10 protein-coding genes are annotated in these 11,897 nt (G+C 74.2%); 4 read left to right on the plus strand and 6 right to left on the minus strand.

Annotated features, from left to right (window positions below; genetic code table 11):
• Nucleotides 1–18: 18 nt before the first annotated feature.
• A complete protein-coding gene (locus AB0958_RS29360) occupies nt 19–216 on the minus strand; it encodes a DUF3046 domain-containing protein (RefSeq protein ID WP_366893498.1) in 198 nt (65 codons plus the stop codon).
• 80 nt (nt 217–296) lie between these two features.
• On the opposite strand from AB0958_RS29360, the gene AB0958_RS29365 reads away from it, so the two are divergent.
• Nucleotides 297–1,241 (plus strand): hypothetical protein, encoded by a 945-nt coding sequence (locus AB0958_RS29365; protein ID WP_366893499.1) that lies wholly within the window; start codon nt 297–299, stop codon nt 1,239–1,241.
• Nucleotides 1,242–1,249: 8 nt separating this feature from the next.
• Here AB0958_RS29365 and AB0958_RS29370 read toward each other — a convergent pair whose 3' ends face one another.
• Genes AB0958_RS29370 through AB0958_RS29380 form a run of 3 tightly spaced genes read right to left on the minus strand, consistent with a single transcriptional unit; the run spans nt 1,250 to nt 3,166 of the window.
• Nucleotides 1,250–1,558 carry an AzlD domain-containing protein gene (locus AB0958_RS29370; protein WP_366893500.1) on the minus strand — a complete coding sequence of 103 codons (309 nt, stop codon included), beginning with the start codon at nt 1,556–1,558 and terminating at the stop codon, nt 1,250–1,252.
• Nucleotides 1,555–2,304, minus strand: coding sequence for an AzlC family ABC transporter permease (locus tag AB0958_RS29375; RefSeq protein WP_366893501.1), 750 nt, complete (start codon nt 2,302–2,304; stop codon nt 1,555–1,557). Before AB0958_RS29375 ends, AB0958_RS29370 begins: the two co-directional genes overlap by 4 nt.
• Nucleotides 2,305–2,326: 22 nt before the next feature.
• Nucleotides 2,327–3,166: an AraC family transcriptional regulator gene (locus tag AB0958_RS29380; protein ID WP_366893502.1), complete on the minus strand. Its 840-nt coding sequence runs from the start codon at nt 3,164–3,166 to the stop codon at nt 2,327–2,329.
• Between the two features lie 508 nt (nt 3,167–3,674).
• On the opposite strand from AB0958_RS29380, the gene AB0958_RS29385 reads away from it, so the two are divergent.
• From AB0958_RS29385 to AB0958_RS29395, 3 genes are all read left to right on the plus strand, one after another.
• Nucleotides 3,675–8,732 (plus strand): ATP-dependent helicase, encoded by a 5,058-nt coding sequence (locus tag AB0958_RS29385; RefSeq protein ID WP_366893503.1) that lies wholly within the window; start codon nt 3,675–3,677, stop codon nt 8,730–8,732.
• Between the two features lie 84 nt (nt 8,733–8,816).
• The gene (locus tag AB0958_RS29390) at nt 8,817–9,653 is read left to right on the plus strand and encodes a DNA-formamidopyrimidine glycosylase family protein (RefSeq protein ID WP_366893504.1); all 837 of its coding nucleotides are present in this window, start codon (nt 8,817–8,819) and stop codon (nt 9,651–9,653) included.
• 32 nt (nt 9,654–9,685) lie between these two features.
• Nucleotides 9,686–10,450, plus strand: a complete 765-nt coding sequence (locus AB0958_RS29395; RefSeq protein WP_366893505.1) for an SDR family NAD(P)-dependent oxidoreductase — start codon at nt 9,686–9,688, stop codon at nt 10,448–10,450.
• A gap of 327 nt (nt 10,451–10,777) precedes the next feature.
• Here AB0958_RS29395 and AB0958_RS29400 read toward each other — a convergent pair whose 3' ends face one another.
• Both AB0958_RS29400 and AB0958_RS29405 read right to left on the minus strand, forming a co-directional pair.
• Nucleotides 10,778–11,248 carry a DNA starvation/stationary phase protection protein gene (locus AB0958_RS29400; protein ID WP_358979427.1) on the minus strand — a complete coding sequence of 157 codons (471 nt, stop codon included), beginning with the start codon at nt 11,246–11,248 and terminating at the stop codon, nt 10,778–10,780.
• 202 nt (nt 11,249–11,450) lie between these two features.
• Complete coding sequence (locus AB0958_RS29405; RefSeq protein WP_132894382.1) at nt 11,451–11,825, minus strand: helix-turn-helix transcriptional regulator; 375 nt, start codon at nt 11,823–11,825, stop codon at nt 11,451–11,453.
• Nucleotides 11,826–11,897 lie beyond the last annotated feature (72 nt).

Genomic DNA, 11,897 nt, shown 5'->3' on the forward strand with positions numbered 1-11,897 from the left:
TCCGATCTGCGTGCACGGTCAGCGCTTCTCCGCCGGAACGTTCATGACCGCGCAGACCACACGCCACACGTCCTTGGCCTCCCAGCCGGAGTCCAGCGCCTCGTGCACGGTCAGTCCGCCGAGTTCCGTCATCACATGATCGCGCGCGAAGGTGTCGGCGTACCCGGACGAACCGAAGTGCTCCGCCATCCGCTGCCAGAAGACCGTCAACCGCATGACACCAGTATCCCGCCCCTGAGAGTGGGCCCTGCCCGGGACAGCTTGCCGAGACCGCTTTCCGCCCTACGGTCTGTCGCATGTCCGAAACCGGAGCTTCCCCACTCCCCCCTACGCCCCCGGCGCGCTCCCCGCTCTTCCGCGCCGAACAGTTCATCTGGCTCACCGCGCGCGTGCTGGAGCAGCGTCTGTTCTCGTACCACTTCCTGAACGGCGGTCCCGACCCGGTGGAGACGGCGCTGGACGCCTACCGCAACGAGGACGGCGGCTACGGCCACGCCCTGGAGCCCGATCTGCGCGGTCCGGTGAGCCAGCCGCTGCACACGGCGCACGCGCTGCGCGTCCTGGACGCGATCGGGCGGTGCGGCGGCCAGCGGGTGGAGCGCGTGTGCCGCTATCTCACGTCCGTCTCCACCGCGGACGGGGCGCTTCCGGCGATCCATCCGAGCCAGCGCGACTATCCGGCGGCACCCTTCGTCCCGGTCGTCGACGACCCGCCCAGTGAGCTCCTCGCCACCGGACCGGTGGTGGGCCTGCTGCACCGCAACGAGGTGTGGCACGCGTGGCTGTTCCGGGCCACGGACTTCTGCTGGGAGGCGGTGGAGTCCCTGGACAAGTCGCACCCCTACGAGGTGGAGGCCGCGGTCGCCTTCCTGGACGCGGTACCCGACCGCCCGCGCGCGGAGGCGGCTGCCGACCGGCTGGGCCGCCTGGTGCGCGAGCACCGGCTGGCCGCGCTGGACCCGGACCGCCTCGACGCGTACCCGGTCGCGCCCGGCTACGCCCCGGGCGAGCACCACTTCCCGCACGACTTCGCGAGGTCCCCGCGCTCCCTCGCACGCGCATGGTTCACCGACGAGGAGATGGAGCGGTCGCTGGAGTTCCTCGCCGCCGAACAGGCCGAGGACGGCGGCTGGCCGATCCGGTGGCGGCAGTGGGCACCGGCCGCCGCCCTGGAGGCCCGACCGCTGGTGACGATCGAGGCGTTGCGCACCCTCAGTGCGTACGGCCGCTTCGTGGGGTGACCGGTCCCTCAGCCGGTCACGGCGCGCAGCCCCGCCGTCACCGCCACGGCGACGCCCACGACGACCAGGAAGGGCGCGCGCAGCAACAGCGCCACGGCCGCCGCCCCGACCCCGGCGGCCCGGGCGTCCAGCCCCAGCGTGTGCCCGTGGGCGAAGGTCTGCTGGGCGGTGAGGGCGGCGAGCAGGGCCACCGGCAGCAGGGCGGCCAGCCGCCGCACCACCGGCCGCTCCAGGGCGCCGGCGGGCACCAGCAGTCCGGCGAGCTTGACGGCGTAGCAGCCGACGGCGGTCGCAGCGATCGCGATCCAGAAGTTCACCGGGTCTCCTCGGGGGAGTCGTCGCGGGTACGGCCGGTCCGCCGGCCGGAGACGAACAGGGCGGCCGGCGCCGCCAGCGCGGCCACCAGGACCGGGACGCCGGCGGGCAGCACGGGCAGCAGGCCGAGCCCGAGCAGTACCGCGAGGGCGGCCACCGCGCGGTCGGTCCTGGACTTCAGCATGGGGGCGAGCAGCGCCAGGAAGACGGCGGGTCCGGCCGCGTCCAGGCCCCAGGCGTCGGTGTTCCCGACGGCCTTGGCGCCGAGCGCGCCCAGCAGGGTGGTGAGGTTCCACAGCACGTACAGGGTCAGCCCGGTGACCGTGAAGCCGATCCGGGCGGCGCGCCGCGTGGCCTGGGCGAGGGTCACCGCGGTGGTCTCGTCGATCACCCACTGGGCGGCGAACGGCCGTACCGCGCGCGGGAGGGCGAGCATCTGGGACAGCCGCAGCCCGTAGAACGCGTTGCGCACCCCCAGGAAGAAGGCGCCGGCCGCCGCGGTGAGCGGGTTGCCGCCCGCCGCGAGCGCGCCGACCAGGGCGAACTGGGAGGCGCCGGTGAACACCAGGAGGCTGAGCGCGCAGGTCTGGAGCAGGCCGAGCCCGCTGCCTGCCGAGGTCACCCCGAAGGCGAACCCGGACAGTCCTACGGCGACGCCGACGCCGAGGGCGTCACGGACAACGGCGGAGTCCGGCTTCGGCCCGCCTGCGCCGCCGTGTATGTCTGCGAGTACTGTCTGTTGTGCCACGCCCAGGACGTTACGGGGGCTCTCACCGGACGTCTTGTACGTTCTTGCGCTCGCGTTGGTAGGCGCCGGGCGGGACGCCGACGATCCGCGCGAAGTGGCGGTTGAGGTGCGGCTGGTCGGTGAAGCCGACGGCGACGGCCGCGTCGGCGGGGGCCGTGCCCGCGTCGAGCAGCAGCCTGGCCCGGCGCACCCGGGCGTCGGTCAGCCAGGTGTGCGGTGGCATGCCGTACGCGTCGCGGAACGCCCGCAGCAGGGCGAAGGGGCTGCTGCCGAGGCCGGTGGCGAGGCTTTCCAGGGTCGGCGGCTCGGCCATCCGGTCCTCCAGCACGGCACGCGCGCGTGCGGCGAGCCGGGCACCGGCGGTGCGGACCTGCCGCTGGGGCAGCGGGCCGCCGTTGAGCCGCAGCAGCCTGGTCACGGCGACGCGCAACAGGGTGTCGGCGGCGAGCGCGTTGCCCTCGTCGGCGGCGCGCAGCACCCGGTGCACCAGGGCGACGGAGTACGGATCGTCGAGCATCGGGCTGACGAAGCCGGGGGTGCCCCGGATCACGGTGGTCTCGGCGGCGATCGCGGCCACCAGCTCGGGCGCCGGGTAGACGGCTCCGTACCGCCAGCCCTCGGGCACTCCGGCCCGGCCGGTGTGCGCGGTGTCGGGGTTGACGAGCGCGAGCGCCCCGGTGCCGACGGTCACGTCCGTGCCCCGGTGCCGGAAGACCTCGACGCCGTCCGCGATCCCGGCGATCACGAAGTGCTCGTGAGTGTGCCGGACGAAGGTCTTCCGGATGTATCGGGCGCGCAGCAGGTCGACGTCGGGGAGTGCCTCGTACCGCCAGTGCCGCGCCCGCTCACCCGATCCGCTCATACGACCATTGTCAGCCGCACCACCCCGCCCCCGCCCAGCCCCGACCACCCCACGTCCCGCGACCCCGCCCGTCCCGGCTGCCCACCCCGCCGCCCGGCCCTCGACCTGCCAAGCCCGCCCACGTCCCGCCACCCCCCGCCTGGCCCTGATCGCCCCACCTCCCGCCGTCCCAACCCTCGACCAGCCCAGACCACCCCACGTCCCGCCCCCCTGCGCCCGGCCCGGCTGCCCAGCACGCCCCCCAAGCACGCCGCCGCCCGCCTGCGTCGTCGCCTCCAGCCACTACGCGGCCACCACCCCCCGGTCACCACCAGCCCCGGTCCGCCGCCCCCGCCCGGTCCGCCGCCCCTGCCTCGACCAGCCCCGACCGTCCCACACCCCGCACCCACGCCCCCGACTCCCCCCAGCCGCTGTGCAGCCCACCACCCCCGTCGCGCTCCCGCCCACCCGGTCACTCGCGTTTGCGCAGGTCAGATTGATTGTCGGTGGTCGGGTGCAGGATGGACCCATGGCGAAATCCGCTCACCGAGCCCTCGACGGCTTCTCCCCCGCGACCCGCGGCTGGTTCACGGGGGCGTTTTCCGCGCCCACCGCGGCCCAGGCGGGCGCGTGGCAGGCCATCGGCGCGGGCTCGGACGTGCTGGTGGTCGCCCCGACCGGCTCAGGCAAGACGCTGGCCGCCTTCCTCGCCGCCCTGGACCAGCTGGCCTCCACCCCGCCGCCGGCCGACCCGAAGAAGCGCTGTCGGGTGCTGTACGTGTCGCCGCTGAAAGCCCTCGCCGTCGACGTGGAGCGGAACCTGCGCAGTCCGCTGACCGGCATCCGCCAGGAGTCCGTCCGCCTCGGCCTGCCCGAGCCGGAGGTGAAGGTCGGCATCCGCTCCGGCGACACCCCGGCCGCCGAGCGCCGCGCCCTGTCCACGCGCCCGCCGGACATCCTGATCACCACTCCGGAGTCCCTGTTCCTGATGCTGACGTCGGCCACCCGCGACGCGCTGACGGGCATCGAGACGGTGATCCTGGACGAGGTGCACGCGGTCGCCGGCACCAAACGCGGGGCTCATCTCGCGCTCTCCCTGGAGCGGCTGGACGAGCTGCTGCCGAGGCCCGCCCGCCGCATCGGGCTGTCCGCGACCGTCCGCCCGGTCGACGAGGTGGCCCGCTACCTGTCGCCGCACCGCAAGGTGGAGATCGTCCAGCCCGAGTCCGGCAAGGAGTTCGACCTCTCCGTGGTCGTGCCGGTCCAGGACATGGGTGAGCTGGGCGGCTCCCCGGCCCGCGACGGCGCCGAAGGAGCGGAGAAGCCGTCGATCTGGCCGCATGTGGAGGAGCGGATCGCGGACCTGGTGCAGGCCCACCGCTCCACGATCGTGTTCGCCAACTCCCGTCGGCTGGCGGAACGCCTGTGCAACCGGCTCAACGAGATCGCCTACGAACGGGTGACCGGCGAGCCCCTGGACGAACACCACTCCCCGGCGGAACTGATGGGCGGCTCGGGCGCGGCCCAGGGCGCCCCGCCGGTCATCGCCCGCGCGCACCACGGTTCGGTCTCCAAGGAGCAGCGCGCGCTGGTCGAGGAGGACCTCAAGGCCGGCCGGCTGCCCGCGGTGGTGGCCACCTCCAGTCTCGAACTGGGCATCGACATGGGCGCGGTGGACCTGGTGGTCCAGGTCGAGTCCCCGCCGTCGGTCGCCTCCGGACTGCAGCGCGTCGGCCGCGCGGGACACCAGGTCGGCGCGGTCTCCACCGGTGTGGTCTTCCCCAAGTACCGCGGCGACCTGGTGCAGGCGGCCGTGGTCACCGAGCGGATGCGCACCGGCTCCATCGAGTCCCTGCGGGTCCCCGCCAACCCGCTCGACGTGCTCGCCCAGCAGCTGGTCGCGATGACCGCCCTGGACACCTGGCAGGTGGACGACCTGCTGACCACGGTCCGCCGCGCGGCCCCCTTCGCCTCCCTGCCGGAGTCGGCGTTCACGGCGGTCCTGGACATGCTCGCGGGCCGCTATCCGTCGGACGCGTTCGCGGAGCTGCGCCCGCGGGTGGTCTGGGACCGGGTCGCCGGCACGGTCACCGGCCGCCCGGGCGCCCAGCGGCTCGCCGTCACCTCCGGTGGCACCATCCCCGACCGCGGTCTCTTCGGTGTCTTCCTCGCCGGTGCCGACCCCAAGAAGGGCGGCGGCCGGGTCGGTGAGCTGGACGAGGAGATGGTCTACGAGTCCCGGATCGGTGACGTCTTCACCCTCGGCACCAGTTCCTGGCGGATCGAGGACATCACCCGCGACCGGGTCCTGGTCTCCCCCGCGCCCGGCGTCCCCGGCCGGCTGCCCTTCTGGAAGGGCGACCAGCTGGGCCGCCCGCTCGAACTGGGCCGCGCGGTCGGCGCGTTCCTGCGCGAGGTGGGTGCGCTCCCCAAGGACGACGCCCGGCTGCGTCTGCTGGCGGCGGGCCTGGACGCGTGGGCGGCGGACAACGTGCTGTCGTACCTGGACGAACAGCGCGAGGCCTGCGGCCATGTCCCCGACGACCGCACGATCGTCGTGGAGCGCTTCCGCGACGAACTGGGCGACTGGCGCGTGGTCGTCCACTCCCCCTTCGGGGCCCAGGTGCACGCCCCGTGGGCGCTGGCCCTCGGCGCCCGCCTGTCCGAGCGGTACGGCATGGACGCGCAGGTCATGCACGCGGACGACGGGATCGTGCTGCGGCTGCCCGACGCCGACCTGATGGGCCTGGACCTGCTGGACCAGGCGCCTGTGCGGGCCGGCAGCGAGTACGACGCCGAGCAGGCCCCGGTCGGCGCGGCCGACGTCGCCTTCGACAAGGGCGAGGTCGACCAGATCGTCACCGACCAGGTCGGCGGCTCCGCCCTGTTCGCCTCCCGTTTCCGCGAGTGCGCCGCCCGCGCGCTGCTGCTCCCGCGCCGCAGCCCCGGCAGGCGCACCCCGTTGTGGCAGCAGCGCCAGCGTGCCGCCCAGCTCCTCCAGGTGGCCAGCGAGTTCGGTTCGTTCCCGATCGTCCTGGAAGCGGTCCGCGAGTGCCTCCAGGACGTCTTCGACGTGCCCGGCCTGGTCGAGCTGATGGGCGACCTGGAGTCCCGCAAGGTCCGCCTGGTCGAGGTCACCACCCCCGAGCCCTCCCCCTTCGCCCGCTCCCTGCTGTTCGGGTACGTCGCGCAGTTCCTCTACGAGGGCGACTCGCCGCTCGCCGAGCGCCGCGCGGCCGCGCTGTCGCTGGACTCACGGCTGCTGGCCGAGCTGCTGGGCCAGGCGGAGCTGCGCGAACTGCTCGACGCCGAGGTCCTCACGGAACTGGAGAGCGAACTCCAGTGGCTCAGCGAGGACCGCCGGATCAAGGACCTGGAAGGTGTCGCCGACGTACTGCGGCTGCTGGGACCGCTGACGGACGCCGAGTTGGCGGAACGGGGCGCCGAACCGCAGTGGGCCCGGGACCTCTCCGGCGCCCGTCGGGCCATCAAGGTCCGGATCGGCGGCGCCGACCACTGGGCGGCGATCGAGGACGCAGGGCGGCTGCGCGACGCCCTCGGCACGGCCCTGCCGGTCGGTGTCCCCGAGGCGTTCACCGAGCCGGTGAAGGATCCGCTCGGCGACCTCCTCGCCCGGTACGCGCGCACCCACGGTCCGTTCACGTCGGCCACCGCTGCCGCCCGCTTCGGGCTCGGGGTGGCGGTCACCGAAGGCGCGTTGCAGCGGCTCGCCGCCGGCGGGCGGATGGTACAGGGCGAGTTCCATCCGGCGGGCATCGGTCAGGAGTGGTGCGACGCGGCCGTGCTGCGCAGGCTGCGCCGCCGTTCCCTGGCCGCGCTGCGGCACGAGTTGGAGCCGGTGGCACCGGCCGCGCTCGCGCAGTTCCTGCCGCAGTGGCAGCACATCGGCAAGGGGCACGGGCTGCGGGGCGTCGACGGACTGGTGCGCGCGGTCGAGCAGTTGCAGGGCGCGTCCGTCCCGGCCTCGGCGCTGGAGAAGCTGGTCCTGCCGTCCCGCGTGGTCAACTACACGCCGTCCATGCTGGACGAACTGACCGCGGCCGGCGAGATCGTGTGGGCCGGCGCGGGCGCCCTGCCGGGCAAGGACGGCTGGGTCTCCCTGTACCTGGCGGACGCGGCACCCCTGCTCCTCGCCCCACCGCACTCCTTGGAGCTGACGGCCCTGCACCAGTCGGTGCTGGACGCCCTGTCCGGCGGCTACGGCCTGTTCTTCCGTCAGATCGCCGACCAGGTACGTGCCGCCACCCAGCCCGAGGCCACCGATCCCCAACTGGCCGACATTCTCTGGGATCTGGCCTGGTCGGGGCGGCTCACCAATGACACGCTGGCCCCGATGCGCTCCCTGCTGGGCTCCGGCCGTACCGCCGGGTCCACGGCCCACCGCGCCAAACGCACCGTCCCGCGCGGCCGCTACGGCTCCCTGACAGCCGCTGCCCGCACGGCTTCCCGTAGCGGCCCGCCGACCGTCGCAGGCCGCTGGTCCCTGCTCCCGGAGCCCGAGCCGGACACCACCGTGCGCGCCCACGCCCTGGCCCGCACCCTGCTGGACCGGCACGGTGTGGTGACCCGGGGCGCGGTCGCGGCGGAGGGTGTCGAGGGCGGCTTCTCGGCGGTGTACCGGATCCTGTCGGCGTTCGAGGAGAGCGGGCAGGCCCGCCGGGGTTATGTGGTCGAGGGTCTGGGCGCGGCCCAGTTCGCGATGGACGGCGCGGTCGACCGGCTGCGCGCTGTGTCCAACGCCCGTGAACGCGGCGAGGGTACGCCCGGCACCAGCCTCCAGAACGCCACCGGCAGCGGCTTCGGAAACGGCACCGGCGGCGGCTTCGGCACCGGCACCGGCACCGGCACCGGCTTCGGAAACGGCGGCCGCATCCCTTCGGCCGCCTTCGGCCCGGAGACACCGGTCACCCCCCTCGGCCCCTTCGACGGACCCGGCCTCGCCGGAGTCGGCGACGACTTCACCTGGCCCCCCGAGCCGCCCTCCACCCCCGGCGACTACCTCTCCCCCAAGGACTTCGCCCCCGGCGGCCCCTTCGCGGAACCTCCCGGCGGTCCCTTCGCCGAATCCCCCGCCGACCCCTTCGCCGCCCCCGGCTACGGCGGCCCCCGGGGCGGCAGCCCGGCCTCCCCCCACACCTACGGCAACCACCACACCCGCACCCCCGCGGGGCCCGACCCCAGAGCCGCGGTCCTCGCCGCGGCCGACCCCGCCAACGCCTACGGCGCCGCGCTCCCCTGGCCCGAGCCCCCCACCGGCGCCGGGCACAAGCCGGGCCGCAAGGCGGGCTCGCTGGTCGTCCTGGTCGAGGGCGAGCTGACGCTGTACATGGAGCGCGGCGGCAAGACGCTGCTGGCCTGGCCCTCCGCCCCGGACACGGCCGCACCCGACGACCGGCGCCTGCGTACGGCGGCGGAGGCTCTCGCGGCGGCCGCCCGCGCGGGTAGCCTCGGCACGGTGACGGTGGAGCGGATCAACGGCGCCGCGGCCCTGACCTCACCGGTGGGCACCCTGCTGGAGGGGGCGGGTTTCATCGCGACCCCGCGCGGCCTTCGGCTACGGGCGTGAACGCCATGAACGTCCGCCATGCTCACCGTGCGCCCCTCATGCCCTCCCCGCCCCCGCCCGGCACCCACGTGCCACTCTTGACCCATGCCAGAGGGTGACACGGTCTGGCAGGCCGCACGGCGCCTGCACGACGCGCTCGCCGGCAAGGTGCTGGCCCGCAGCGACTTCCGGGTGCCGAGATACGCCACGGTCGACCTCAGCGGGCGTACCGTCCTCGGCACGGTGCCCCGGGGCAAGCACCTGCTGACCCGTTTCGAGGGCGGCCTGACCCTGCACACGCATCTGCGGATGGAAGGCGCCTGGAAGGTGTTCGGCACCGGGGAACCCTGGAAGGGCGGCCCCGCCCACCAGATCCGGGTGGTCCTGAGCACCGCCGACCGCACGGCCGTCGGCTACCGCCTCCCGGTCCTGGAGCTCCTGCGCACCGGCGAGGAGGACGCCGCGGTGGGCCACCTCGGCCCCGACCTGCTGGGCCCCGACTGGGACCCCGAGCGCGCCCTCGCCAACCTGCTCACCGACCCCGGCCGCCCGCTCGGCGAGGCCCTGCTCGACCAGCGCAACCTCGCCGGCATCGGCAATGTCTACAAGAGCGAGCTCTGCTTCCTGATCGGCGCCACTCCCTGGCTGCCGGTCGGCGCGCTCCCCGCCGACCGCGCCGCGCACCTTCCCCACCTCGCGCAGCGGCTCCTGGAGGCCAACCGGGACCGTCCGGTCCGCCGGACCACGGGCCTGCGCCACCAGGACCTGTTCGTGTACGGCCGCGCGGGCCGCCCCTGCCTGCTCTGCCGCACCCCGATCCGCCTGGCCGACCAGGGCGACGGCTCCCGCGACCGCCCCACCTACTGGTGCCCGGTCTGCCAGACCGGCCCGGCCCCGACCCCGGGCTCACCTCCGGCCCGCAGAACACGCACCCCCAATTGACGGACCGTCAGAAACGCTCGTACCGTCCCTTCATGCCAGCCAACGCGTACGACCTCACCGGACGCACCGCATTCGTCACCGGCGCCGCCAGCGGCATCGGCCGGGCCTCGGCCGTCCTGCTCGCCGAGGCGGGCGCGACCGTGCACTGCGGGGACCTGGACGCGGAAGGACTGCACGGGACCGCCGCACTGATCGAGGAAGCCGGCGGCACCGCGCACACCCACACCCTCGACGTGACCGACCGGGCGCGGCTCGCACGGGCCGTACGCTCCTGCGAGCGGCTGGACATCATGGCGGCGGTCGCCGGGATCATGCACCGCAGTTCCGTCCTGGAGACCCACGACGAGGACCTCGACCGGGTGCTGGACGTCAACTTCAAGGGCGTCCTGCACAGCTGCCAGGAGGCGGCGCGGCTGATGCTGGAGCGGCGGACCGGGGGCAGCATCGTCACCATGGCGTCCGGCGCGATCGACACCGGCGGCCCCGGCCTGCTCTGCTACGGCGCCGCGAAGGCGGCCGTGGTGCAGCTGACCAAGACGCTCGCGAACGAGGTCGGCGGGCACGGCATCCGGGTCAACGCGGTCGCCCCGGGCTGGATCCGTACGCCCATGACCGACCGCGACGACACTGCGGAGCAGCGGCGGACGGAGGCGTGGATGGCCCGGATGTCGCCGCTGGGCCGGGTCGGTGAGGCGGCGGACATCGCGCACGCCGTGCTCTATCTGGCCTGCGACGCCTCGTCGTTCATGACGGGCCAGATCCTGCGCCCGAACGGAGGGGTGGCGATGCCCTGGTAGGGCGCCGGCCCTGCCAGGCGGCCCGCCACCTGCCCGGGCCGAGGGCGCCCGCGGCCCGGGACCGCGGCACGCAGTTCACCGGCAGCAGACTCAGCCCCCAGCCACCGGCGGCCACGGTTGCCTCCAGCGGCCCGGCGCCGGCGGCGAACGCGATCCGCAGCACGGCCCACCACCACAGCGCCGTGAACCCCAGGGCAACCCCCCAGCGCATCATCCGCCCCATCTTGGCCGCCACCTCCAGCCGGACGCTAGAACGCCGCCCGGCCCACCGGGGAGGCGCACCGAGGGCTCACCGATGCAACGGCCGTCGGCCGACGTCGGCCTCTGCTACGCGTTCTCCGCCTGGAACATCCAGTGATGCTTCTCCAGATCCGCCGTGACGGCGATGAAGATGTCCTGGGACACCGGGTCCGGTTCCGCGGTCGCCGTGATCCGCTCCCGCATCCGGGCGATCACCGCGCCCAGCGCGTCCGCCAGGGCCGCCACCGCGTCGGAGTCCTTGACCCAGCCCGCGGGGGCCGCCGAGACGCCGCTGCCCGCGGCCACGGTGGCCGCGCGCCCGTCCGGTGAGACGCCCAGCGCGGACGCCCGTTCCGCGACCGTGTCGGAGTGCGTACGGGCCGAGTCCACCACCTCGTCGAGCTGGAGGTGGACGGATCGGAAGCGGGGGCCGACCACGTTCCAGTGGACCTGTTTGGCGACCAGGGCCAGGTCCACCAGGTCGACGAGGGCGCCCTGCAACGCCTCGGCCACGGTCTTCAGGTCCGCGTCGGACAGCGGGCTCTTCACGACGTACATGCGTACTCTCCGGTGCTCGGCCCCCTGTCACGTTCCTCCACGATGACCGCAGCGCCGGGTACCGGCAAACGGACGCACCCGGCGCCGGGACGCACGAAGGCCCCGACTGCGCCCTTCCAGGTTCCCCTGGGGGCGGGGCCGGGGCCTCGCACACTTCTTCGGCGCCGGGTCGGCGCCACGTCGGTCAAGACCGGCGCGGGCGTTACGCCGCGACCACGTCCACCGCTTCGGCGGGTGCCTTGATGGTCACCCGTTCCGGTGGCACACCGGTCACCGAGACGGTGCCCAGCATCGGGCGAACCGGCGTCGGTACGGACTCGGTGGCCTGGGCGGACTGGGCCAGCTCGGCGAGGGCGAGCTCGTCGCTCACTTCCCGCATGAGCTCGGACATCCGTACGTCCAGCGCGTCGCAGATGGCGGAGAGCAGCTCGGAGGAAGCCTCCTTCTGCCCCCGCTCCACCTCGGAGAGATAGCCGAGCGAGACTCGGGCGGACGAGGAGACTTCGCGCAGAGTACGGCCCTGGCGCTGGCGCTGCCGACGCAGCACGTCACCCAGCAGGCGACGGAGCAGAATCATCGGTGGCTCCCTCCTCGGACCGCGTAACCGCATCCTTCACGCCCCACCGTACCGCCTTGCGCCGCGGCCGTG

This window comes from Streptomyces sp. NPDC006655 (assembly GCF_040703965.1).
Classification (GTDB): Bacteria; Actinomycetota; Actinomycetes; order Streptomycetales; family Streptomycetaceae; genus Streptomyces.

Coding starts and splice junctions, on each gene's coding strand:
- AB0958_RS29360 (WP_366893498.1), bottom strand. CDS start 216: ATGCGGTTGACGGTCTTCTGGCAGCGGATGGCGGAGCACTTCGGTTCG.
- AB0958_RS29365 (WP_366893499.1), top strand. CDS start 297: ATGTCCGAAACCGGAGCTTCCCCACTCCCCCCTACGCCCCCGGCGCGC.
- AB0958_RS29380 (WP_366893502.1), bottom strand. CDS start 3,166: ATGAGCGGATCGGGTGAGCGGGCGCGGCACTGGCGGTACGAGGCACTC.
- AB0958_RS29385 (WP_366893503.1), top strand. CDS start 3,675: ATGGCGAAATCCGCTCACCGAGCCCTCGACGGCTTCTCCCCCGCGACC.
- AB0958_RS29390 (WP_366893504.1), top strand. CDS start 8,817: ATGCCAGAGGGTGACACGGTCTGGCAGGCCGCACGGCGCCTGCACGAC.
- AB0958_RS29395 (WP_366893505.1), top strand. CDS start 9,686: ATGCCAGCCAACGCGTACGACCTCACCGGACGCACCGCATTCGTCACC.
- AB0958_RS29400 (WP_358979427.1), bottom strand. CDS start 11,248: ATGTACGTCGTGAAGAGCCCGCTGTCCGACGCGGACCTGAAGACCGTG.
- AB0958_RS29405 (WP_132894382.1), bottom strand. CDS start 11,825: ATGATTCTGCTCCGTCGCCTGCTGGGTGACGTGCTGCGTCGGCAGCGC.